Source organism: Kitasatospora sp. NPDC057936, assembly GCF_042887525.1.
Lineage (GTDB): Bacteria > Actinomycetota > Actinomycetes > Streptomycetales > Streptomycetaceae > Kitasatospora.
On sequence record NZ_JBHVPD010000009.1, the window covers coordinates 15768 to 38405 of the forward strand.

At 76.2% G+C, this 22638-nt stretch carries 25 protein-coding genes; 11 read left to right on the plus strand and 14 right to left on the minus strand.

From position 1 onward, the window contains the following. The first annotated feature begins 207 nt into the window (after positions 1 to 207). Positions 208 to 810, plus strand: a complete 603-nt coding sequence (locus ACFVU9_RS07235) for an extracellular solute-binding protein (RefSeq protein ID WP_380445503.1) — start codon at positions 208 to 210, stop codon at positions 808 to 810. A gap of 9 nt (positions 811 to 819) precedes the next feature. Here the strand turns inward: ACFVU9_RS07235 and ACFVU9_RS07240 are convergent, their stop codons facing one another. From ACFVU9_RS07240 to ACFVU9_RS07265, 6 genes are all read right to left on the minus strand, one after another. Continuing rightward, positions 820 to 1149, minus strand: coding sequence for a hypothetical protein (locus ACFVU9_RS07240; protein WP_380505243.1), 330 nt, complete (start codon positions 1147 to 1149; stop codon positions 820 to 822). A gap of 86 nt (positions 1150 to 1235) precedes the next feature. After that, entirely contained in the window at positions 1236 to 1988 is a 753-nt protein-coding gene (locus tag ACFVU9_RS07245; RefSeq protein WP_380445505.1) for a VOC family protein, read from the minus strand. A gap of 84 nt (positions 1989 to 2072) precedes the next feature. After that, complete coding sequence (locus ACFVU9_RS07250) at positions 2073 to 2711, minus strand: alpha-ketoglutarate-dependent dioxygenase AlkB (RefSeq protein WP_380445506.1); 639 nt, start codon at positions 2709 to 2711, stop codon at positions 2073 to 2075. Positions 2712 to 2766: 55 nt separating this feature from the next. Further along, a complete protein-coding gene (locus tag ACFVU9_RS07255) occupies positions 2767 to 3285 on the minus strand; it encodes a GerMN domain-containing protein (protein WP_380445507.1) in 519 nt (172 codons plus the stop codon). Continuing rightward, positions 3282 to 4868: a sensor histidine kinase gene (locus ACFVU9_RS07260; protein ID WP_380505249.1), complete on the minus strand. Its 1587-nt coding sequence runs from the start codon at positions 4866 to 4868 to the stop codon at positions 3282 to 3284. Before ACFVU9_RS07260 ends, ACFVU9_RS07255 begins: the two co-directional genes overlap by 4 nt. Continuing rightward, positions 4865 to 5545 (minus strand): response regulator, encoded by a 681-nt coding sequence (locus ACFVU9_RS07265; protein WP_380491629.1) that lies wholly within the window; start codon positions 5543 to 5545, stop codon positions 4865 to 4867. Before ACFVU9_RS07265 ends, ACFVU9_RS07260 begins: the two co-directional genes overlap by 4 nt. Before the next feature lie 173 nt (positions 5546 to 5718). Between ACFVU9_RS07265 and ACFVU9_RS07270 the strand changes: the two genes are divergently transcribed. Beyond that, positions 5719 to 6588 (plus strand): polysaccharide deacetylase family protein, encoded by an 870-nt coding sequence (locus tag ACFVU9_RS07270; protein WP_387590866.1) that lies wholly within the window; start codon positions 5719 to 5721, stop codon positions 6586 to 6588. Between the two features lie 23 nt (positions 6589 to 6611). On the opposite strand, the gene ACFVU9_RS07275 is transcribed toward ACFVU9_RS07270, so the two are convergent. Further along, a complete protein-coding gene (locus ACFVU9_RS07275) occupies positions 6612 to 7634 on the minus strand; it encodes a hypothetical protein (RefSeq protein ID WP_387590869.1) in 1023 nt (340 codons plus the stop codon). Between the two features lie 308 nt (positions 7635 to 7942). On the opposite strand from ACFVU9_RS07275, the gene ACFVU9_RS07280 reads away from it, so the two are divergent. Then, on the plus strand, positions 7943 to 8353 hold the full coding sequence (locus ACFVU9_RS07280) for a VOC family protein (RefSeq protein ID WP_380445512.1): 411 nt from the start codon (positions 7943 to 7945) through the stop codon (positions 8351 to 8353). 81 nt (positions 8354 to 8434) lie between these two features. Continuing rightward, positions 8435 to 8851, plus strand: a complete 417-nt coding sequence (locus ACFVU9_RS07285; protein WP_387590873.1) for a helix-turn-helix domain-containing protein — start codon at positions 8435 to 8437, stop codon at positions 8849 to 8851. Positions 8852 to 8867: 16 nt separating this feature from the next. On the opposite strand, the gene ACFVU9_RS07290 is transcribed toward ACFVU9_RS07285, so the two are convergent. After that, positions 8868 to 9368, minus strand: a complete 501-nt coding sequence (locus tag ACFVU9_RS07290; RefSeq protein WP_380491637.1) for a GNAT family N-acetyltransferase — start codon at positions 9366 to 9368, stop codon at positions 8868 to 8870. Then, entirely contained in the window at positions 9365 to 10882 is a 1518-nt protein-coding gene (locus ACFVU9_RS07295; RefSeq protein ID WP_387590876.1) for a DUF6271 family protein, read from the minus strand. Before ACFVU9_RS07295 ends, ACFVU9_RS07290 begins: the two co-directional genes overlap by 4 nt. 343 nt (positions 10883 to 11225) lie before the next feature. Between ACFVU9_RS07295 and ACFVU9_RS07300 the strand changes: the two genes are divergently transcribed. The 7 genes from ACFVU9_RS07300 (at position 11226) to ACFVU9_RS07330 (ending at position 17525) form a co-directional block, all read left to right on the plus strand. Beyond that, positions 11226 to 12419 (plus strand): peptidoglycan-binding protein, encoded by a 1194-nt coding sequence (locus ACFVU9_RS07300; RefSeq protein ID WP_387590879.1) that lies wholly within the window; start codon positions 11226 to 11228, stop codon positions 12417 to 12419. Between the two features lie 254 nt (positions 12420 to 12673). Beyond that, entirely contained in the window at positions 12674 to 13180 is a 507-nt protein-coding gene (locus tag ACFVU9_RS07305; RefSeq protein WP_387590882.1) for a DUF2269 domain-containing protein, read from the plus strand. A 46-nt stretch (positions 13181 to 13226) separates the two neighbouring features. After that, on the plus strand, positions 13227 to 14291 hold the full coding sequence (locus ACFVU9_RS07310; protein ID WP_380445518.1) for an MsnO8 family LLM class oxidoreductase: 1065 nt from the start codon (positions 13227 to 13229) through the stop codon (positions 14289 to 14291). Positions 14292 to 14968: 677 nt separating this feature from the next. Continuing rightward, a complete protein-coding gene (locus ACFVU9_RS07315; protein ID WP_380445519.1) occupies positions 14969 to 15352 on the plus strand; it encodes a hypothetical protein in 384 nt (127 codons plus the stop codon). Further along, entirely contained in the window at positions 15349 to 16584 is a 1236-nt protein-coding gene (locus tag ACFVU9_RS07320; RefSeq protein WP_387590885.1) for a hypothetical protein, read from the plus strand. The genes ACFVU9_RS07315 and ACFVU9_RS07320 overlap by 4 nt, the downstream gene beginning before the upstream one ends. 82 nt (positions 16585 to 16666) lie before the next feature. Further along, positions 16667 to 17062: a roadblock/LC7 domain-containing protein gene (locus ACFVU9_RS07325; protein WP_380445521.1), complete on the plus strand. Its 396-nt coding sequence runs from the start codon at positions 16667 to 16669 to the stop codon at positions 17060 to 17062. Between the two features lie 88 nt (positions 17063 to 17150). Further along, positions 17151 to 17525 (plus strand): hypothetical protein, encoded by a 375-nt coding sequence (locus ACFVU9_RS07330; protein ID WP_380445522.1) that lies wholly within the window; start codon positions 17151 to 17153, stop codon positions 17523 to 17525. Between the two features lie 61 nt (positions 17526 to 17586). Here ACFVU9_RS07330 and ACFVU9_RS07335 read toward each other — a convergent pair whose 3' ends face one another. From ACFVU9_RS07335 to ACFVU9_RS07355, 5 genes are all read right to left on the minus strand, one after another. Then, positions 17587 to 17976, minus strand: a complete 390-nt coding sequence (locus ACFVU9_RS07335) for a DUF6188 family protein (RefSeq protein ID WP_380445523.1) — start codon at positions 17974 to 17976, stop codon at positions 17587 to 17589. Positions 17977 to 18010: 34 nt separating this feature from the next. Beyond that, entirely contained in the window at positions 18011 to 19111 is a 1101-nt protein-coding gene (locus ACFVU9_RS07340) for an NUDIX domain-containing protein (protein WP_387590890.1), read from the minus strand. Between the two features lie 208 nt (positions 19112 to 19319). Continuing rightward, the gene (locus tag ACFVU9_RS07345; RefSeq protein WP_387590893.1) at positions 19320 to 20201 is read right to left on the minus strand and encodes an SGNH/GDSL hydrolase family protein; all 882 of its coding nucleotides are present in this window, start codon (positions 20199 to 20201) and stop codon (positions 19320 to 19322) included. Beyond that, on the minus strand, positions 20179 to 21402 hold the full coding sequence (locus ACFVU9_RS07350; RefSeq protein ID WP_387590896.1) for a glycosyltransferase: 1224 nt from the start codon (positions 21400 to 21402) through the stop codon (positions 20179 to 20181). The genes ACFVU9_RS07345 and ACFVU9_RS07350 overlap by 23 nt, the downstream gene beginning before the upstream one ends. Beyond that, complete coding sequence (locus ACFVU9_RS07355) at positions 21399 to 22631, minus strand: glycosyltransferase family 4 protein (RefSeq protein WP_380445527.1); 1233 nt, start codon at positions 22629 to 22631, stop codon at positions 21399 to 21401. Before ACFVU9_RS07355 ends, ACFVU9_RS07350 begins: the two co-directional genes overlap by 4 nt. Positions 22632 to 22638 lie beyond the last annotated feature (7 nt).

The window sequence follows — 22638 nt, forward strand, 5'->3', positions numbered from 1 at the left end:
TTCGTGAACCGCCTCTTGTTGGCCGCGAGCGGCCGCGCCTAACGTCCCTGCCATCGAGCAGGCGACGGCATCCCCCGCCCGTCGGAACCCGCCCTGCCGTACCCCCGCAACCCACCCACCACCGGCCCCGGTCAGGGCCCGTTTCGACGTGCCCGTCCCCAGCGGCGCACGTCCCGGCGGCAGCTGCCGGGAGGGGAGGTCTCCACCATGCGACTCATCGGACGGACGGCCGCGGCCGCCGTGCTCACGGCCGGGTGCCTGGCCGCGGCGGCCTGCGCGCCGGGCACTTCGGCGCCGGCCGGTGCCGGGGCCGACGACCGGACGGGCGCCTTGCGGGTCTGGTTGTTCAACGAGGCCGGCAACGCCGCGAAGGAGGCCGTGGTCGGCCGGGCCGTGGCCGAGTTCCAGGCCTCCCACCAGGGCGTCACCGTCGACGTCGGCTACATCGACACCGACGCCTCGGCCCGCGCCGCGAAGATGAAGGGCGCGTTCAACGACCCCGGCAGCGCCCCCGACCTGGTCGAGTTCGGCAACACCGACCTGCCGGGCTACGTCGCCGCGGGCGGTCTCGCCGACATCGGCGCCGACCTGGCCGGGTGGCAGAGCAAGGGCGACCTCGACCCGGTGATCGCGAAGACGGCCGTCGTGGACGGGAAGACGTACGGCGTGCCGTGGTGGGTCGCGGTGCGCTCGCTGTACTACCGCACCGACCTGTTCACCGAGGCCGGGCTCGCCCCGCCGACGTCCTACGCCGAACTCGTCGCCGCCACGCGGCTGGTGTCCGGCCTCGCGGGCGCGGTCAAGGACTGATCGTTCCGCTCACCGGTGGACGAACGCGTGGGCCTCGCGGGCGAGTCCGTCCCAGGTGAGGGCGGAGGCCGGGTCGAGCGCGAACCACTCGCGCATCGGACGGCCCTTGCCCGCGTCGAAGTGCTCGCCCTCCCCGGCGTCGACGAGCTCGTCCACGCGGGCGCGGGGGAGCTTGAGGACGAGGCGGCCGGCCGACAGCATCGCGAAGATGTGGCCGTCGGCCTTGAGCGCGTCGGAGCCGAAGCGGCGGCCGGTGCCGGGCGGCTCCACGCCGTCCAGGCGCGTCAACTCCTCTACCAGGGAGGCGAATCGCTCCTCGGGAGTCGTCTTCTTCGTCATGCAGGTCTCCTCGCCGTGCTGGTCTCCTCGTCGTGCCGGATTCCTCGTCGTGCCGGTTTCCTGGTCGCGCCGGCTTCCTCGTCGGGTCAGGCCGCCTCCGCGGACTCGTCGGGCGGGACGGCGACCAGGGTGAACACCGCGCCGCCGTCGTCCCGGACCAGCGACGAGCGGCCGAACGGCGTCGGCTCCGGGCCGGAGAGGACGGTCCCGCCGAGGGCGCGCACCCGGTCGGCGGCGCGGTCCGCGTCGTCGGTCGCGAACGAGGTCAGCCACGCGGCGCGGGCGTCGTCCGAGGGCGAGGGCCCGATCCCGCCGGCCGGGAGGCCCTGGGCGCGGAACACGGTGTAGCCGTCGCGGGGGTGGTCGTGGGTGAGGCCGAACACCTGCCGGTAGAAGGCGCGCGCGGCGTCCGGGTCGGGGGACAGGTGCTCGTTCCAGGTGAGCGTGCCCGGTTCGTTGACCAGCCCCGCGCCCGGGACCGGCCCGCCCTGCCAGAGCCCGAAGCGCGCGCCCTGCGGATCGGCGGCGAGCGCCGCCCGGCCCTGGTCGGGCACGTCGTACGGCTCGCGCAGGAGCCGCCCGCCGGCCGCGCGGACGGCGGCGGCGCTGCGGCGGACGTCGGGGGTGGCGAGGCAGGTGAGCCAGGCGGGCGGCTCGGACGGCGGCCCGACGGCCGCGACCTGGGCGCCGTGCAGCGTGGCGACGGCCTCGGCCGGGCCGGTCGGGACGAAGTCCCAGCCGAACAGCCCGCGGTAGAAGCGCCGCGCCCGCTCGACGTCGGGCACCGCGAGCGCCACCCAGCAGGGGACGCCCTCGCGGTACCTGCCCGCCTTCGGCATGCCGCCTCCTGCGCTCGGGCCCGCGTTCGGGGACCGTCCCCTCCGGCCAGCCTCCACGCCCGGTCCGCCGACGGCAACCGGGGTTCAGGCCACGCCGCGCGGCCGGAACTGGACGCTGATCCGCGGGCCCACCGGCCGCGCCGTCTTCGGGATCGCGTGCTCCCAGGTCCGCTGGCACGAGCCGCCCATCACGACAAGGTCCCCGTGCCCGACCGGGTGCCGCACGACGGCGCCCCCGCCGTACCGGGGCCGCAGGAGGAGGGCGCGCGGCTCGCCGACCGACAGGATCGCGACCATGGTGTCCTCGCGGTTCCCGCGCCCGATCCGGTCGCCGTGCCAGGCGACGCTGTCCCGCCCGTCGCGGTAGTAGCACAGGCCCAGGGTCCGGAAGGGCTCGCCGAGCTCCTCGGCGTAGTGCGCGCTCAGCGCCCCGCGCGCCTCGGCCAGCACCGGGTGCGGGGCCTCGGCGCCCTCGGGGAAGGACGCGAGCAGCCGCGGGACGTCCACCATGCGTTCGTACATCTCGCGGCGCTCCGCCCGCCAGGGCACCTCCGCCGCCAGCTGTTCGAACACCCGGTCGGCCCCGCGCAGCCACCCCGGCAGCACGTCGAGCCACGCCCCGTCCCCGAGCACCACCCGCCGCACGCCCCGCAGCGGCCCGAGGCGGACGTCGTCGCCGGGGTCGTCGAACAGCGAGGGCTGGAGGTGAACGGTGCCGGGCATGGCACCAGCGTACGCCCCCATTCGAACGCGTGCTCGAATATGAGGGCCAGTGGGGTCAGCCGTTGCGGTGGAGGTCGCACTGCTGCTGGATCGCGCTCGGGGCGTCGCTGCTCACGATGGAGACGTGGGGCGTCGGGCCGACGGCGGGGGCGTCCTCGGTGGTGCAGACGAGCTGCTGGATGGCGGTGGTGCTGAGCGAGGCGGTCGGCCAGGACAGGCGCAGCGTGACGGCGCCGGGGGTGGCGGTGGCCTGGACCTTGCCGGTGGCGGGCAGGTCGCTGTAGAGGCCGGTGCGCCGTTCGGCCTGGTCGGGGCCGGTGAGCAGGCTGTCGAGGGTCTGCTGGAGGTCCTCGCGCCGGCCGCCGGGGCGGATGGCGAGCCGGATGCCCTGCGGGCCGGGGAAGTAGAGCCGGGTGCCCGGTTCGATGCCGGTGGCGGGCAGGCCGCTGCGGACCGGACCGGTGCTCGGGATCGAGCAGCCGCACGCGAGCAGGAGCAGCGCGGCGGCGGCCAGGCGGTGGGCGGCCGGGTGGCGGCGGGCCTGGTGGGCAGCCTGCCGGCGGGCGGTCGTCACTGGTCCTCCGAAGGGGTGCCGAGGGGCAGGACGAGGGTGAACACCGCTCCGCCCGCGGGGGAGTTGGCGGCCTCGATGATGCCGCCGTGCAGGCGCGCGTTCTCCTGGGCGATGGCGAGGCCGAGCCCGCTGCCCTCGGAGCGGGCGCGGGACTTGTCGGCCTTGTAGAACCGGTCGAACAGGTGCGGGAGTTCGGCGGGCGGGATGCCCGGGCCGCGGTCGGTGACGGTGAGCACGAGCTCGCCGTCGGCCTCGCGCAGGCCGAGGCGCACCGGCGGGCGGCCGTGGCGCAGCGCGTTGCCGGCGAGGTTGGCGACGATGACGTCGAAGCGGCGCGGGTCGAGCCGCACCGGCAGGGCGGCGGGCAGGTCGGTCTCGATCCGCTCGGACCAGCCGCGCAGGTCGAGGGTCTCGCGCACGGCCGAGGCCGCGTCGACGTCCTCGGTGCGCAGCGGGGCGGCGCCGGCGTCGAGGCGGGAGATCTCGATGAGGTCGTTGACGAGGCGGGTGAGCCGCTGGGTCTCGTTGCTGATCATGCGCAGTGCGGTGCCGGTGTCGGGCGGGAGCTGTTCGGCGTCCTCGTCGAGGATGTCGGTGACGGCGAGCATGGCCGCGAGCGGGGTGCGCAGTTCGTGGGAGACGTCGGCGGCGAACCGGCGGCCCTGGCTCTCGATGGCGCGCAGTTCCTCGATGGTGCCCTGGAGGGTGCGGGCGGTGTGGTTGAACGTCTTGGAGAGCTGGGCGAGTTCGTCGTGGCCGGTGACGGTGAGCCGGGTGTCGAGCCGGCCCTGGGCGAGGGCGCGGGCGGCGTCGCCGAGGGCCCGGACCGGGCGCAGGACCTGCCGGGCGGCGAACAGGGCGAGTCCGGCGGCGAGGACGGCGGCGAAGACGCCGGCGCCGGCGGCACCGGCGAGGACCTCGTCGGCGGCGGCCTGTTCGCGGTCGAGGGGGAGGACCGCGTAGACGGTGAGGCCGGAGGGGGTGCCGGAGCCGGGCGGCGTCCTGGTGGGGACGCCGGTGGTCACGCCGGACGGGGCGTAGGTGACGGGCACCCCGGCGGCGAGCCACGGGTGGCCGTCGGCGGCGAAGCGCTGGAACGCGGCGCGGCCGGAGCCGACGGTGGCCTGCAGGCCGGGCGGGACGGCGACGGGCTGGGTCCACTCGGAGTGGATCGTCCCGTAGGAGGCCAGGACGCGCCAGTCGCGGAAGCCGTTGGTGCCGGACAACTGCCCTGCCAGGCGGTCGAGTTCGGCCTGGGTCGGCGGGAAGGGCAGGGCGGGGGAGAGGACGTCGATGCGCCGGCGCAGCTCGTCGAGGGTGGTGTCCTGGGTGAGGTCGAGGGTGGAGTTGGTCGCGGCCCGGTAGGTGAGGGCGGCGGTGGCGAGCGCACTGATGGCGGCGACGGCGAGGAACGCGGCGAGCATGCGCGGGCGCAGCCCGGCGACGGCGCGGCGCAGGCGCAGCAGCCGGTGCCGTCCGGGCCGGGACGGCCGTCCGGCGCCGGGGTGTTCGGCCTGGGGCGGCCCGGCGGCGGTTCTGCCGGAGGGGTCGTCGGCCGGCGGGTTCCGGCGGGCGCCGTTCACAGCGGTCCGAAGCGGTAGCCGAAACCGCGGACGGTCTGGACGTAGCGGGGCGCGGCCGGGCTGTCCTCGATCTTGGCGCGCAGCCGGTTCACCCCGGCGTCGACGAGCCGGATGTCGTCCTGGCGGCCGAGGCCCCACACCGACTCCAGGAGCTGCTCGCGGCTGAACACGCGGCCGGGCGCGGCGGCGAGCTCCAGCAGCAGGCGCAGGTCGCCGGCGGCGAGGAGCAGGGGGACGCCGTGCTTGGTGACGGTGAGCGCGGCGCGGTCCAGGACGAGGTCGCCGAGCGTCTCGCGGACGGGCTCGGGGCCGGGGCCGCCGGCGCGGCGCAGCACGGCGCGGATCCGGGCGTCCAGGACGCGGGACTGCGCGGGCTTGACCACGTAGTCGTCGGCGCCGGCCTCCAGGCCGAGGACGGTGTCGACGTCGTCCCCGAGGGCGGTCAGCATGATCACCGGGGTGGGGCCGTCGGCGCGCAGGCGGCGGCACACCTCAAGGCCGTCGATGCCCGGCAGCATCAGGTCGAGCACCACGATCTCGGGCGGCTCCCGGTGGGCCTCGGCCAGCCCCTCCTCGCCGGACGCGGCGGAGCGCACGGCGTGGCCCTGGCGGCGCAGGCCCAGCGCGAGCGCGTCGCGCACCGACGGGTCGTCCTCGATCAGCAGTACTCGTGGCATGTCTGCCAGTATCGGCGCTGGTCAGGCGTGCTCCGGACCACGGCGCGAGGCGGGCGGCCAGTTGTTGCGAAACCTGTCGCACGTTGTTGCGAAACGGTCATACGCGGCTCACAGGGCCCGCAAGCGCGCGGCCGAGGGTGGTGGTCGTCCACCCCCTGACGAGGAGCACCACCGTGAGCCACCACGACGAACCCCGGACCCCCGAGAGCACTCCGAACAGCTGGTACCCGCGCCTGGACCCGGCGGGCCGGCCACATGCCCGCCGCACCGCCGTCCTGCGCGCGGTGACGGCGGGGGCGGTCGTGGTGACGCTGCTGGGTGCCGCCGGGGTGCTGATGAAGGGGCCCGACCCGCTGTCCCGGCTCACCGGTTCCCCGGTCGCGCCGTCCTGGCCCGAGCCCTCCGCCACCGCGCCGGACGCCTCCCTGCCCGCGCCGACGGTGGACATGAGCATCTCGCGCGAGTCCGAGGACGGGGGGAGGACCGTCAACCTCACCATCGACGACGGGCCCGACCCGCAGTGGACCCCGCGCGTCCTCGACGTCCTCGCCCGCAACGGCGCCAAGGCCGTGTTCTGCATGCTCGGCCCGAGCGCCACCGCCCACCCGGAGCTCGCCCGGCAGGTCGTCGCGGCCGGCCACCGCCTCTGCGACCACAGCGTGAGCCACGACACCGCGATGGACCACAAGGACGTCGCCCACCAGGAGAAGGAGATCGTGGACGGCCTGCGGATGATCCAGGACGCCACCGGGGGCGCCCCCGTGCCGTACTACCGGGCGCCCGGCGGCGCGTTCACGCCCGAGAGCCGCCAGATCGCCGCCGCCCACGGCATGCGGCCGCTCGGCTGGAACGTCGACACCCGGGACTTCGAACGCCCCGGGGTCGAGCGGATCGTCGAGACGGCGAAGGAGCAGCTGAGGCGCGGCCCGACGGTCCTGCTGCACGACGGCGGCGGGAACCGGGCGCAGACGGTGGAGGCGCTGGAGCGGCTCCTGCCGTGGCTGCGGGCCAACGGGTACGCCTTCAGCTTCCCCAAGCGGTGAGCGGGAGGGGAACCGAACGGGGGTCAGGCCTTGGAACCGGGTACGGCGGCGTCGGGCGTCCGGCCGTCCTGCGCCTGCTGGGCGCGGGCGGCGAGGAGCCGGGCGAAGGCGGTGAGGGCGGGCGCGTCGGCCGCGGTCGCGTCCGCGCCGGAGTCGCCGACGTACAGGAGCGTCGTGCCGACCCGGACCAGGGCCTCCATGCCGTCCGCGCCGTGCGACCTGGCCGCGCTCTGGTCGCCGATCGACGGGAGCGGCACGGCCGCGGCCGCACCGGTGCCGCCCACCCGCTCCAGCATCGTGTCGAAGGCCCGGCCGGCCGTCGCGGCGGTCGCGAACGTGACCACGATGAACTTGGCGCTGTGCCGCGGACCGGCGCGGAACGTCACGGTGGCGTAGGCGAGTTGCTGGTCGCAGGCGTCCTGGACGAAGCACGGGACGCCGTCGCCCGCGCTCGTCCCGGACTGCGGCGCGGTCTCGATCCGCCAGCCGCCCGGCATCGCCGCGGGGTCGGGCAGGACGCCCTGTGCCCGGGCGGGGTCGCGCAGCGCCGTCGCGGCGTGGTCGAAGCCGTGGACGCCGGGCTGGAGGAGCGGCCGGTCGCCGAGGTTGATCCCGAGGGCGACCAGGGACGCGACCACCACGAGGGCGAGCGTCACCAGGATCCCGCCGGTGGCGCGCCGGCCGGACGCGGGCTTCAGCCGGAGCTGGACCGTCCCGCCGTCGCCGGGTCTCGCCTGGAGGTGGACGGTCGGCGGGTCCGCCGGTGCCGTCCGGAGCTGGACCGTCGAGGGGCTCGTGGGCGGGCCCAGCTCCGTCGAGAGCAGGTAGCGGGCGAACGCCGGGTCCTCGGCGAGCAGCCGGCCGACGGCGGCGGTGAGCGCGGCCCGCGCCCGCGGGTCCGCCGGATCCGCCCCGGCCGAGACCGCCGCCTCCTCGCCGCCGGGCACCGCCCGCAGCCGCGTGCGCACGAGCTCGGCCACCGCCGAGCCGGGCGCGCGGACCAGCGCGTCGACGGTCGCGGTCACCAGTTCCTGGCCGTTCCCCATGACAACTCCCCCCAGCGTAGGCGTCGTTGACACCACCATCCCGGAATCCGGGCGATTGCGGACCCCGGTCGACGAGAACGGGGACGGAACCGCGACGGGTTTCGGACGGGCCCGGGACGTGCCGACGACGTGCCTGCGAGGTGTCGGCGACGCGCCGGCGAGGTGTGCGGTACGCGTCCTGGCGGCGGAGGCCGGGAGGCGGCCGGAAACCGGCCCGGGATCCGGCCCGGGATCCGGCCCGGGATCCGGCCGGGATTCGGTCAGGAATCGAGAAGCGCGGTCCACCGGCCGCCCCTAGCATCGTCGGCATGGACCTCACCATTCACACCACCGTCCTCCCGCACGTCGACCCGGACGCGTCCGTGGCCTTCTACCGCGACGTCCTCGGCTTCGAGGTCCGCAGCGACGTCGGCCAGGGCACGATGCGCTGGATCACCGTGGGGCCGGCCGGCGGGTCCGGCACCTCCATCCTGCTCGCGCCCCCGGCCGCCGACCCCAACGTCACCGAGGACGAACGCCGCACCATCGACGAGATGATGGCCAAGGGCACGTACGGCTGGATCCTGCTGGCCACCCGCGACCTCGACGCCACCTTCGAGAAGGTGCAGGCCGGCGACACCGAGGTCGTGCAGGAGCCGACGCAGCAGCCGTACGGCGTCCGCGACTGCGCCTTCCGCGACCCGGCGGGCAACCTCGTCCGCATCCAGGAACTCCGCTGAGCCGTCCGCCCGGACGGCTCGTTCGCGGCCACTGACGAGAGCCGACGGACGCACGGACGCCGTCGGCGAAGGGGGTCTTCCATGTGCCACCCCGGATGGGCGCGCGCACGCATCGCGGCGCAGCGCCTGAGCGGCTTCGCACGGCTGCGCCGCGTGCGCGACCGGATCGACCGCGAGTACGCGCGCCCGCTGGACGTCGAGGCGCTCGCCCGCGCCGCCCGGATGCCCGCCGGGCAGCTCAGCCGCGAGTTCCGGCTCGCGTACGGGGCCTCGCCGTACGGGTACCTGACGGCGCGCCGCGTCGAGCGCGCGGTCGCCCTCCTGCTCGGCGGCGGCGACCCGGCCGGGGTGTGGTCCGCGGTCGGCTGCGCCACGCCGGGCGTCCTCCGAGACCGCTTCACCGGGCTCGTCGGTGCGGCGCCCGCGGAGTTCGCCGCCGGCTGCGCCCGTGCCGGCGCCCGCGTCGGCGTCGGCGTCGGCGCGACCGCGCCCGGGTGACCGGCCCGCCGGGCCGCTACCCGACGGGCATCGACATGTAGACGGCCCGCCTGCCGTACGAGGCCGGGACGGCGACCTCGCGGTGGGCGCGGTAGCCGAGCAGCCGCAGGATGATGTCGGTGCCGCGCACCGCGACCATGGAGATCCGCTCGAAGCCCTGCTCCCGCGCGCGGTCCTGGAAGTGGTGCATGAAACGCAGCGCGACGTCCCGTCCGCGCAGGTCCTCGGCGATGACGAGGTCGTGCACGTGCAGGTTGCGGGACCGGTGGGCGGTGCCCTCCGGGCGGGCGAGGTCCGGGCAGCGCAGCGGCGGGTAGGGCAGGCTCAGCAGGTAGCCGCGGACCTTCCCGCCGCTCTCCAGGACGAGGCAGGTGCCGGGCGAGCTGCGGCCCCGGGACTCCAGGGCCGCCCGGCCCTCGGAGAGGCCGTCGGCCGCGTAGGCGTCGTGCTCCAGGGCGACGACGGTGTCCCAGTCGTCCTCGGCGAGCGGGCGGATGCGCAGGTCGTCGTCGCTCATCCGGCCGCCCCGGCCGCCCCGGCCGCCGCGGCTGCCGCGGGTTCCGCGGTGGCTGCGGCCGGTTCGGCGTGCGCCGCGGCGACCAGCGCGCCCCACGCGTCGATGAGCAGCGCGAAGCGTTCGGCGTCGGCCCGCGCCTCGGCGAGGAGCCGCTCGCGCAGCGGCGCCAGGTGGTCGGCGAAGTCCGCGTACGTGCCGCCGAGCCGGCGGTAGGAGCGGTCGAGGACGTCCAGCCGGCGGACGTTCTCGGCGGGGTCCCAGTCGGCGCTGCGGCGCACGGAGTCGAGGACCGGCGCGGTGCGGACCTCGTACCGCTCGTCGAGCAGGTCCTCGCCGAGCGCCATCATCTCGCCGTAGACCGGGTGCAGGTACAGCATCGACAGCAGGAACTTGGCGAACCGCACCTGGTAGGCGGTGAAGCCGGGCCCGGTGCGGCGCTCGGGCGTGTAGTAGTTGACGATGTGCCGGTTGTGGACGACGCCCGGCAGGCCGGCGTCGAGGACCACGTGCAGGAGGAAGTAGTCGCTGCCGATGGTGTCGGTCGCGGGCGGCAGCGGCAGCCGCTCGTAGACGCGGTGGTCCAGGCCGAGGTTACACATGTCGACCCGCCGGATGTCGGGCGGGCCGAGGACCGTCTCGTCCGCGCGGAACGGCTCGGTGCCGCCGCCGGTGAACGACTCCTCGACCAGCTCGCGCTTCTCCTCGTCGGACCAGACCGGCGGTGCCCAGAGGCCGACCACGTCGTGGTAGACGGCGGGGTCGAGCTCCCGGATCCCGCCGACGTCGACGGACAGCTCGCCGATGAACGAGCCGCCGACCAGGACCACGGGACGGTCGCCGTGGGCCGGGTCCAGCTCGTTCCTGGTGACGGCGGTGGCGTCCGCCGCGACATCGCCCGCCCGCCGCCCGAGCGCGCGCAGCTCGTGGTCGATCGGGAACACCTTGCGCCCGTCCAGGAGTTGGTAGTCGCCGTCGGAGTCCCGGCGGTGGACGGACGTGCAGCCGAGCGCGGCGGCGACGAGGAAGACCCGGTTGGTGCAGGCGCCGTAGGAGACGGCGCCGGGGAGCATCAGGTCGAGCAGCAGCTCGGGACCGGGGGCGCCGGAACGCCGGATCACCCGCTCCAGGAAGGCGCGCTGCCACGCCTCGTCGAGGTGGTGCACGACCACGCGCGGGGCGGGGGCCAGGGTGGCGACGGCGGCCGCGTTCCGCGCGAACGGCGTGGCCCCGCTGCCCTCGGCGGCCTCCGGCGCCCCCGCGGCGTCGGAGGTGCCGGGGCAGACGGACGTGCCGGAGCGGTCGGAGCCGTCGAAGGTGCCGGGGCGGTCGAAGCCGCCGGAGCCGCCGGAGCCGCCGGAGCCGCCGGAGCCGCCGGAGCCGTCGGAGGTGTCGAGGATCAGCAGGTGCACCTCGACGTCGAAGTGCGCGGCGGCGTGGGCGGCTTCCTCGGCGAGCGCGGTGATGGTGCCGGCGCAGGCCCGGTTGGTGGGCAGGGCGAGGCAGACTCGTCTCATGCAGGTTCTCCGTCGGTCGAACTCGACTGGTTTCGAGGCCAGTTGACGTCTTCCTCCGGTCGGTCCGGCCTCGCGAACACCGTGGACTAGACCAATGTCGAAGTCAACGATTGACAGGACGGGCCGTGAGGGGGTGGGATTCGCCGCGCGCGCCGCAGGGGGCGCGCAATCCGTACGGGCCTGCGATTTCCCACCGAATATCCGAACGGGCAAGCGGTCCCCGGGGGTTCAGCGGAACTCCGCCCCGTGCCGGAGTCATCCGGAGGCATGGACCTGCCGATAACGGCAACGATGTCCGTGCCCCGTCACTCCGTACTCCCCCACTCCGTCCGGAGGACACGCCATGCCCGAGCTGTGGCTGCCCGGTGCCGAGGTCCACGACCTCGGCGATCACGCCCCCACCGACCAGCAGTACCCGCCGAAGGCCATCGCGCACATCACCTGGGACCGCGACGCCAGCGCCGCCGCCCCGCAGGACTGGTGCACGTTCGACGACCTGGTCACCTACTTCACCACCAGCGGCGCCGGCGACGCCCCGCACCTCGTCTGGGACCCGTTCAGCGGCCGGACGGCCCAGCTGTTCCCCGCCGACTCCCGCTCCAGGAGCCTGCTCAGCCCGCCCGGGATCCCGACCCGCACCAACCGCGCGGGGCGGGTCGTCATCCAGATCGAGGCGGTCTTCTTCCCCTACTGCCGCCACCGGGGCACGGTCTACCCGCGTCTCGTCGACACCCCGTGCGCCGGCTGGGGCCGCCTGCACGCCTGGATCGCCTCGTGGGGCGTGCCCGACGTCTGGCCGATGGGCCGGCCCACCGACTTCGCCGGCCGGCGCGACGAGCGGGTGTGGGAGACCCGCGGCGGCTGGTACGCCCACGCCCACGTCCCCGACAACGACCACACCGACCCGGGCTCCTGGCCGGACTTCACCGGCGGCCCGTCCCTCCCGCCCCCGCCGCCGGACGGGCCCACCCCGCCCGCCGAACCCGTCCCGGCGCGCTACCAGGTCGCCGTCAACGGCCTCCGGTACGGCTACGGCGCCCACGGCTACCAGGTCACCGCCGTCGGCCGGGCGCTCGTCGCCCAGGGCTTCGGCGGGCACTACCGGTCCGGCCCCGGCCCGGACTGGACGGACGCCGACACCCTCAACTACGCCGACTACCAGCGGAGTCTGGGCTACTCGGGCCCTGCGGCGGACGGCGTCCCCGGCCCGGCCTCGCTGCTGCGCCTGCTCGGCTACCTGCCCGGCCCGCGCACCGTCTCGCTCGCCCACGTCGTCGCGGCGGCCGGCACCGACCCGGGCGCCGAGCAGGGCCACCGGACGTACGGCGCCGAGGTCGCGATCGTCGAACAGGCGCTGGCGGACGAAGGGCTGCTCGAACAGCGGTGGGTCGACGGCTCGTTCGGCAGCCTGACGGTCACCGCCTACGCCGGCTGGCAGCGCCGCTGCGGGTACTCCGACCCGGACGCGGACGGCGTCCCCGGGGCCGACTCGCTCCAACGGCTCGGCGCGGCGCACGACTTCACCGTGACCGGGTGAGGCGGGCGGGCGCCCTCGTGTCGTCCGCCGTACTCGGCCGGGAGTAGTCGGAGTTACTCCCGCCGGCAGATGCCGGATGAGAGGAGGGCGGGGGAGGCTGAGCGCGTTCTGATGGGCCTCTATCGAAGGAGGTACGGATGCGCTCGCTCCCGGAGTCCTCGGCAGCGGCGGGGGTTTCGCCGTCGCCCCCGCGCTCGGCCGCTTCTCCGGCACCTCGGCGCCGCCGGCTTTCCCCGGCCGCGCGGAAGTGGCTGGTGGCCGTGCACCTGGTGGCGTCGGTGGGCTGGCTGGCGCTGATGCTCTGCCTGCTCACCCTCGCCGCGGCGGCGCTCGCGACGGACGACGCCGAGCGGGTGCGCGCGGCCTACCGGGCGATGGGACTGCTCGGGGACGTCCTGGTCCTGCCGCTGAGCCTGCTGACCTTCGCCAGTGGGGTGGCGCTCGGGCTGGGCACGACCTGGGGGCTGTTCCGCCACTACTGGGTGAGCACGAAGTTCTGGCTCACGCTCGCAGCCCTGGGCGCGTCGGCGTTCGCGCTCCCGGACCGCCTGCACGACGCGGTGCGGGCGGTGGACGCACATCCCGTCGGGCCGATCACCGCGGCGGAGCTCGGCTTCGTGCGGTACAACGTGGTGATCGTCCCGTCCGTGGCGCTGTCGCTCTACCTGTTCATGGTGGTGCTGTCCGTCCACAAGCCCTGGGGCCGAAGGGCGCCGCGAATACCTCGGCCGCCTCGGCTGCCTCGGTCGCGTCGGCGGTGAGCGGCCGGGGAAATACCCGGGTGGTGTGGCCGCGTTGTCCCCGGACGTGACCACTGCACAGCCCGCGCTCCGACTCTCCGTGCTGGACCGCTCCCGCACCAGGCGAGGGGAGGATCCCGCGCAGGCCTTGCGGAGCACGGTCGGGTTCGCCCGGCAGGCGGAGGCCTTCGGCTACCACCGGTTCTGGGTCTCGGAGCACCACGGCGTGCCGGGGGTGGCCGGTTCGGCGCCGACGGTGCTCGCCGCGGCGGTGGCGGCGGCCACCTCCCGGATCAGGGTCGGGACGGGCGGCGTGATGCTGCCCAACCACCAGCCGATGGTGGTGGCGGAGCAGTTCGGCGTGCTGGCCTCGCTCTTCCCCGGCCGGATCGACATGGGCCTCGGGCGGTCGGTGGGCTTCACCGACGGTGTCCGGCGGGCGCTGGGGCGGGAGAAGGACGCCGCCGACGACTTCGGCGCGCAGCTGGCCGAGCTGCTCGGCTGGTTCGACGGCACCCAGCGGGCGCACCGCGGCGTCCACGCCCGCCCGGCCGAGGGCCTGCGGGTGCCGCCGTTCGTCCTCGCCACCGGTGCGGGCGCCGATCTGGCGGCCGAGGCCGGGCTGCCGCTGGTGATCGCCGCCCCGCGCGGGGAGGAGCGGATGCTGGAGGCCATCGACCGCTACCGCACGCGCTTCCGCCCCTCCGCGCACGCCGCCGAGCCGTACGTGGTGGTCTCCGGCACCGTCGCGGTGGCCGACACGGTCGAGCGGGCGCACGAACTGCTCGTCCCCGAGGCCTGGTCGGGCGCGTACTCCCGGACGCACGGCGAGTTCCCGCCGCTCGCCCCGGCCGCCGAGGTCCTCACCCGGTCGATGACGGCGCGCGAGCGGGCCGCGTACGAGCAGTCGCTCACGGGCCACATCGCCGGCACCCCGGCGCAGGCCGCCGCCGAGGTGGCCGCGCTGGTGGCCCGCGCGGGCGCCGACGAGTTCCTGGTCACCACGAGCACCTTCGACCGGGCCGCGATGACGGAGTCCTACCGGCTGCTGGCGGAGGCGGCCGGGCTGTCCGCCCGGACCGGCCCCGCGGCCCCCGGCGCCCCTGACGTGATTTCTGAACAGGGGCGCTGACCTGCTACTGTTCTTCTCGTCGGGAGGAAATGACCTCCCGGACAGGCGTCAGCGGTGCTACCAGAGCACGTCCCACTTTCAGTGGGGAGAGTCCGTGCGACCCGGGCCTGGCGCTCCACCCGAAGGGGCTCGTTCCGTCCAGCGGAACGGGCCCCTTCGCCGTTCCCTGGCCGTTCCCGGCCTGCCTCTGGACCGTCCCCGGATCGTCCCCGGGTCGCCCTGAGCTACCCCCCTGAGCTACCCCCCGAGCCGTCCCTCGGCGCTGTCGCTCGCACCCGCTTTTGCGGCCGTTCCCGCTGCCGCCTCCCGGCGTCCACCGGCCGTTCCGCCCGTTCCGGCCGTCCGGCTCCTCTATCGCATTCGGCGGCCGAAACCCTCCGGCGTGGCCGACTATCGGCCAAGGTCCCGTTCCAGGTGGCCGGTGAGCGGCGGGCGGCCGCGGTACCACGGCCAGCGGGTTTCGATGGCGACGCAGAGTTGATGGTCCGTCACAGCATGGCCGGAACTCACTGCTACTGGTGTGAATATGCCATTGGAATGTTCGTCATACGGAATCCGGCAGTAGCCTTCCGTGTCGAACCCGCCACTCGTCGTGGCGGTCCGGCCGGTGCCGCGCTGCGCGCCCGGCCGCGCAGCATTCCCCCGTGCGATGGACGACCCCCCACGAAGGAGCCGGTGTGCCGGGTATCGACGACTGCCTCTCCGGAGCGATGGCGATCACCGGCGCCCGCTCCGCGAGCCTGGTCGACTGGAGCAGCGGGCTCGCGCTCGGCAGCCTGGGCGAGAGCCCGGCCGGCGAGCACGAGACCACGGCGGCCGAGGCAACCGACCTGGTACGGGCGGCCGTTGAGAGCCAGACCTTCACCGCGTCGGAGGACCGTCGGGCACCGCTGCAGGACATCATCGTCACTGCGGGCCGCAGTTACCACCTGATCTGCTTCATCGACACCGTCTTCGACAGCCGGCTCGTCCTGCACCTGTGGCTGGACCGCGAGGAGGGCAACCTCGCCGGTGCCCGCTACCGCCTCCAGGCGCTCGCCGAGGAGCTGGTGCTCGGGTGAGCGCGCACGCGGCCCCGACGGCCGTGCTGCCACCGACGGTTCCGCGGACGCCGGGCGAGGCGGTCGGCCTGCTCGTCGCCCGCGAGGCCACCGGCGCCCTGCGCGGCCCGCTCGGCAGTGTCTACCTCACCGACGGCCTGGTGACCCACGCCGAGTCCGACCGCGCCCCCGACCTGGGCGACCTCCTCACCGGCTGCGGCCGGCTCGCCCCGGGGGAGTGGCGCGAACTCGTCGAGGTGCACGGCCCGCAGGCCCGCGTCGCGGCAGCGCTGGTCGACCAGGGCCGGATCACCCGCGGGGAGCTCGAACTCGGCCACCTGGAAACCCTGTTCGACGCCGCCTTCTTCGTCCTCGCCGACACCGGCGGCGGCCTCTGGCGGTTCGAGACCGGTGCCCGGCACTGGCTCGGCCCGGTGGCGGCGGTCGACGCGGCACGGGTCTGCCGGGAGTCCGAGCGCCGCCGGCACCTGCTGGACGGCATCTGGCCCTGGGCGCAGCTCGACACCGCGCCGGTCCGCCCGGCCGAGGCCGCCCGCCGGCCGTCCCGCCGTCCGCCCGGCCGCCGCCGGCGGGAGCTGCTCGACCACGCGGACGGCCGAAGAACCCCGGCCGAACTGGCCCGGCTGCTCGGCCGGTCCGGGTTCGGCGTGACGGCGGACGTCCGTCGGCTGGCCGCTGCGGGGCTGCTCGACGCCGCTCCGGCGGTGGTGCCGGGGCCGGTCCCCGTACCCGGCCCGGCCGCCGCGCCCGGCCCGGCGCCGGTAGGCGTTCCCGTGTCGGTCCCCGGGCCCGGGCCCGTCGTCGCGGCCGTCCCCGCGCAGTCGCCACTCCCACCGCCACCGGCGGCACGACCGGCACCCGCACCCGAAGTCCCGCGCGCCGGCGGCCTGCACCGCCGGATCCCCGGCGCCACCCTCACCGGCGCCGGGGCGCCCGGAGCCGTCGTACCCGGAGCCGTCGTACCCGGAGTCGTCGCAGCCGGAGCCGCGACGAGCGTCCCGGCGGCCGGATCCACCGCACCCGGGCCCCGCCCGCTCGGCGTCCACGCGGCCGGCGCCCACGCACTCGGCGCCCACGCGGCCGGGGCTCCGGAGCGCGGAGCCCCGGCACCCGGCGCCGCCCCCCGTTCCGACCGCCCGCCGATCCCGGCGGCGGCCCATCCGCTGACCGTGCCCGACCCGGACATCGCGCTGCTGACCCGGGTCCTGACCCTCCTGGAGGCCCGACTTTGAGCCACTCTCCGCCCGCGACCCCGCCGTACCGGCCATGAGGCGGGCGCTCAAGCAGCGTGTCGGAAGGAGACAACTGATCGCCTTGGAGACCGAGCTGCTCGCCGAGCTCCGCGCCGTCAAACACCGCATCCCGCACCTCGCCGGCGGTCTGGTGGCCAGCGTGGACGGCCTGTTGGTCGCCCACGACACCCACGGGACCGAGCCGTCCGGCCTCGCCGCGATGACGGCGGCCTCCCTCTCCCTCGCCCAGCGGCTCGCCGACACGACGGGCCAGGGCGAGTTCCGGGAGTCCCTCGTGCGCGGCGAACACGGCTACGTCGCCACGTACGCGGCCGGCGGCAGCTGCGTGCTCACGCTGCTGGCGCACCCGGACGTCAACGTCGGCCGCCTGCACCTGGAGGCCCGCCGCTCGGCCCAGCGGATCGCCGGGCTGCTCACCGACGCCCTGGTGCCCAAGGACCCGCGCGAGGCCGGCTGACCGACCGTCCGCCGCCCTTGTCCCCGCCCCTGACCCCCCGCCCCTGTTCGACCACCCCATCACCGAACCACCGAAACGGAGTCACGAAATGACCGACGCAGCCGGCGCCCTCAAGCAGGCCATGACCTCCATCGAGGGCGCCATCGGCGCCGCGCTCGTCGACTACAACAGCGGCATGGCGCTCGCCACCCTCGACGGCCCCGGCGGGCTGGACCTCAACGTGGCCGCCGCCGGGAACACCGACGTGGTCCGCGCCAAGATGCGCACCATGGACATGCTGGGCCTGCAGGACGGCATCGAGGACATCCTGATCACCCTCAGCAGCCAGTACCACCTGATCCGCCCGCTCACCGGCCGCACCGGCAAGGGCCTGTTCCTCTACCTCGCGCTGGACAAGGGCCGCGCCAACCTGGCGATGGCCCGCCACCAGCTCGTCAAGATCGAGGCGGACATGGAGGTCTGACCCGGACGCGAGGGCCCCGGGCCCGGCGGACCACCGTCCGCCGGCCCGGCCCCGCCCCGGCTCACCCCGCCCAGCTGACCTCGCCGCCCGGCAGTGCCGCGCACAGCTCGCCCTCCGGCGTCACCACGCTCCACGGCGCCAGCACCGCGTGCGGCGGGACGGACAGCGCACCGCCGCCCGTGAAGTCCAGCTCCAGGCCGCCGGCCGGGGTGACCCGGGCCGAGCCGACGGTCCGGCCGACGAGCGCGAGCAGCGTCGCCGTCGGGCGGACGGTCAGGGCCGGGAAGAAGTGCTCCACCTCGGCGGGCGCGGCGAAGGACGGCGCCGCGAACCGGAACTCGTGCGCCACCCGGACGGTCACCGGGCCGTCCAGCGTGAGGTCCAGCCGGCCGCCACCGCTGACCGACGCCACCCGACGGCCGGCCAGCACCTCTCCGATCACGTTCTGCATGCCTCCCAGTGTGGATCACACCGCCGCCCGGCTGCTATCCCACCGGCCGCCCGTCGACCAGTTCGAGCGGGCCGCGGCCGCGTTCCCGGGCGGCCAGGGCGGCGGCCGTCCGGTCCCACGAGGGCGCGGACAGCAGGGCCCGGGCCTCGGCCGGTTCGCACAGGCGCCAGTCCACCAACTCGTCCTCGGCGAGGGCGATCGCGGCGAGCATCCGGTCCGTCGCCGTGCCGCCGTCGTAGACGTAGACGAGGACGGCGGTGTCCCGGTCGAGCGCCGGATCGGCGGCGGAGGACGGCAGCCAGTCCAGGACGAGCAGCCGCCCCGGCTCGACCTCCCACCCCAGCTCCTCGCGGACCTCCCGGCGGGCCGCCGCCCGGGGCAGCTCGCGGTCCGCCTCGATGCCGCCGCCCGGGAGCGTCCAGTACGGCACCCGTCCGCGCGGCCCGTCCCACGGCTTCAGCCGGACGAGCAGCACGCGCCCGGCGCCGTCGGTGAACACCGCGCGCGCCTTGGCCCGGATCCGGGGGCGGGAGGCGATGAAGGCGGCCCGGTCCAGCGGCGGTGCCGGGTCCGGTTCCCCGTGGCCCTGGAGCTCGGGGATCCCGGCGGGCCCGGTGTACTCGGGCGGCGGCGGCGCGGCCGGGAGGTGTTCGAGCGAGTGGCCGGCCGGCCAACTGTCCTCCAGTTCCAGCGGGCCGGCCGCGCGGGGTGCCCGCAGGCACGCCGTCACCCGGCGCGACAGCCTGGGCGGCAGCGCGTGCGCCGCCGCCTCCGGCGACAGCCAGACCCAGCCGCCGACCTCCGCCGCGTCCGCCCGGATCGCCGCCGCCTGCGCCGAGCCGATCGGCTCCGCCCAGTACAGGTGGGCGGCGATCGGCGGACGGTGGTCGTCGAGCGTCCAGTCGATGCAGGCCAGCGGCCCGAGCCGGGGCGTGAACCCGAGCTCTTCGGCGATCTCGCGCAGCGCGGTCCCACGCGGCGAGAGGTCCGTCGGCTCCCAGCCGCCGCCGGGGATCGCCACCGGGTGCTTGCGGTCGTACGGCAGCCGCACCACCAGCACCCGCCCCTGCTCGTCCGGGAACAGCACGCCCGCCGCCGCCAGCAGCTCCCGCCCGCTCGTCGGCGATGCCTCCACCCTCGATGACGCCTCCACTCGGCACTCCCTCCGGTCCGGCTCGGTGATCACGTCCCTCCGGACGACACCGCCGGATACCTGCCCGGTTCCACGCGCGCGCCACCGGTGATCACCCGTCAGTGGCCGCCCGATCCGAAGGACACGCCCGAGCGCCCCGGCCCGGGGAAGCGCCCTCAGCCCAGGGAGGCCAGGGCCCGGGGAAGCGCCCTCAGCCCAGGGAGGCCAGGGCCTGGGCCGCCGCCCGGGCCATCTGTTCGTCGTGCCGGCCGGTCGCGCCGCGCAGGCGGGCGAGGCCCTCGGTCGCCGCGAGGGCCAGGAGCCCCGGGAGGAGGTCGGTGCTGCGGGCGGCGACCCAGCGGGTACCCCGGGTGGCCATCCACCACACGTCGGCGGCCCGGCCGGGCGGGCGTTCGGCGGGTTCGCCGCCGGGCGCGGGGCCGAGGTCGCGGCCGTCGGCGGCCAGCAGTTCGTGGAAGCGGCGGGCGATCAGCCGGTGTCCGTCCGCGCTGGGGTGCAGACGGTCGACGCTGAGCAGCCGCCGCTCCTCGCACCAGGGCAGGTCGGCGATGTGCAGGTGCAGGGCGCGGTGGCGCGCGGTGAGGGCGTGCACGACGGTGTTGACCGCCCGCATCCGCCGGGCGAGCGGCCGGGCGAGCGGAGCCGGCAGGCGCAGCAGCGCGCCGGGGTCCGGCAGGCAGGCGGTGAGCAACCGGGCGCTGTGGCCGGACAGTTCGCCGAGGGTGGCGTCCAGCTCCAGGGCGGTGCGGCGGATGTCGAAGCCGGCCCGCAGGGTGTCGTTCCCGCCGACCACGACCGCCGCCAGCTCCGGCCTGCGCTCCAGCGCCGCCGGTAGCTGACTCGTCGTCAGATCGACGGTCAGGGCGCCGCTCCGGGCGAGGTTCGTGAACTCGACGGCCGTCCCCTCCGGTGCCAGCGACCCGGCCAGCACGGCGGCCCACCCGCGCCAGCCGTCCCCGACGGGATCGCCGACACCCTCGGTGAGCGAGTCGCCGAGCGCGACGAACCGCACCGGCCCGCCCGCGGGCCGCCGCCCGTCCGCCGTCCACTCACGCGTGTCGAGCACGCTCATCGCGGACCCCCTCCCCGGTGCCGGCATCCGGCCTCCCGGCGCCGGAGTGGGGCACCCCGTGCGCCGCCAGGAACGCGGCCACCGCCGCCGGCCACGCGTACCGCTCCGCCCGCGCCCGGGCGGCCGCGCGCCGGGCGTCCTCCGGCCGCGCCAGCAACCGCCCCACCGCGGCGGCGAATCCCTCGCCGGTGTCGGCGGCGGCCACGCCCGCGAGACCGACCAGCCCCGGCAGCGCCGAGGAGCGGCTGGCCACCACGGGTGTCCCGCACGCGAGCGCCTCCATGGCGGCCAGCCCGAAGGTCTCCACCGGACCGGGCGCGAGCACGGCGTCCGCGCAGCCCAGCAGCTGGGCCAGCGCCTCCCGGCGGCTCACGTGCCCGAGGAAGCGCACCGGGAGCCGCAGCCGGTCGGCCCGCGCCGCGAGCCGCTCCCGCAGCGGGCCGGTGCCCGCGACCACCAGCACCGCGGGCACCCGCCGGGCCCGCAGTTCGGCGAGCGCCTCGATCGCGCGCTCGGGCCGCTTCTCCTGCGAGAGCCGCGAGCACAGCACCAGCAGCGCCTGGTCCGGGTCGGCGTACCTGGCCCGCTCGTGCGCCCGCGCGGGGGCCGACAGGGGGCGCATGGTGTCCAGGTCCACGCCGAGCGGGGCGCGCGCGAGGTTGGGCACGCCGAGGCGCCGGAACTCGGCCGCCGCCCAGTCGGTCGTGCAGACGACGGTGTCGTACGCGCGCGCCGTCGCCGCGTTGAGCCGGTCGGCGGCCAGGGCGGCGAGCGGACCGGGCACGCCCCACGTGCCGAGCACCCCGGCGGCGCTCTCGTGGGACACCATCACCGAGCGGACCCCGTGCCGCCGGGCCCAGCCGCCGGTCCAGCGCAGGGTGGTGCGGTCGGAGACCTCCAGCCGGTCGGGGGAGAGCCTGGTGAGCTCGGCGGCCACCGCCCGGCGGTCGGTGAGCAGCCGGTAGCCGCCGCTGCCCGGCAGCACCGGCCCGGGCAGCGTGACGACGAGGCCCTGCTCGGTCTCCTCCTCGGAGCGCCGCTCGCCGGGCACGACGAGCACCGGCCGGTGCCCGGCCGCGCGGTACCCGGCGCCGAGGTGCCGCAGCGCCGTCCGCAGCCCGCCCGACACCGGGGTGACGAAGTTGGCGAGCCGCACGATCCGCAGCGACCCGTCCGTGGTCCCGTCCGTGCCCCCGTTCATGCCGGCAGTTCCTCGGTGACGGCGGCCGGCCCGGCCTGCGGCACGTCCACCACCGGCGGAGCGGCGGGCGACGGGACGGCGACCCCGCGGTGCTCCGCGAGCACCTCCGCGTAGTGCCGCAGCAGCAGGTCCCCGACCGCCTCCCAGGTGCGGGCGGTCACGTCGGCGCGCCCGGCCCGGCCGTACGCGGCCCGCAGTTCCGGGTCGGCGGCCAGCCCGGCCACCGCGCGGGCGACGGCCGCGCCGTCCCTGGGCGGCACGAGCAGGCCCGTCCGGTGGTGGCCGACGAGGTCCAGCGGCCCGCCGGCGGCCGGTCCGACCACCGGCACGCCGCTCGCCATCGCCTCCTGGATGGTCTGGCAGAAGGTCTCCAGCGGGCCGGTGTGGACGAACACGTCCAGCGTGGCGAAACATCGCGCGAGTTCCTCGCCGGTCCGCCGCCCGAGGAACACCGCGCCGGGCATCGAGGCCTTCAGGCCCGGGGCGGACGGCCCGTCCCCGATGACCACCACCCGTACCCCGGGCAGCGCCGAGGCGGCGGCCAGCAGGTCGACCCGCTTCTCGGGCGCCAGCCGGCCCACGTACCCGACCAGCACCTCCCCGCCCGGGGCCAGCGCCCGGTGCAGGGCCTCGTCGCGGTGCCGGGGGTGGAAGCGCACCGAGTCCACCCCGCGCGGCCACAGCTGCACCCGGGGCACCCCGTGCGCGGTGAGGTCCTGGACGGCGGGCGTCGACGGCGCCAGCGTCCGGGCGGCGGCCCGGTGGACGGTCCGGATCCGGTGCCAGGCGGCCGCCTCCCCGAGCCCGCGCCCCGCCCGGTAGGCGTGCGCGTACCCGGCGAGGTCGGTCTGGTAGACGGCGACGGCGGGCACCCCGAGCCGGGCCGCGACCTGCATCCCGCGCGCCCCGAGGACGAACGGGCTGGCCAGGTGCACGACGTCCGGCCGGTGCGCCGCGATCGCGGCGGTCAGCCGCCGGCTCGGCAGCGCCACCCGCACCTGCGGGTAGCCGGGCAGCGGCACGGACGGTATCCGCACGACGGGCAGCTGCGCCGCGTCCGTGCCGGCGCCGAACGTGTGCGGCGGGCACTCGGCGCCGCGCGCGGGAGCGGGAGTGATGACAAGGGGGTGGTGGCCCCGGCGGACCAGATGCTCGGCCGTCCGCAGCACGCTGTGGGCGACTCCGTTGACCTCGGGCGGAAACGACTCGGTGACGATGACGACGCGCATGTCAGTG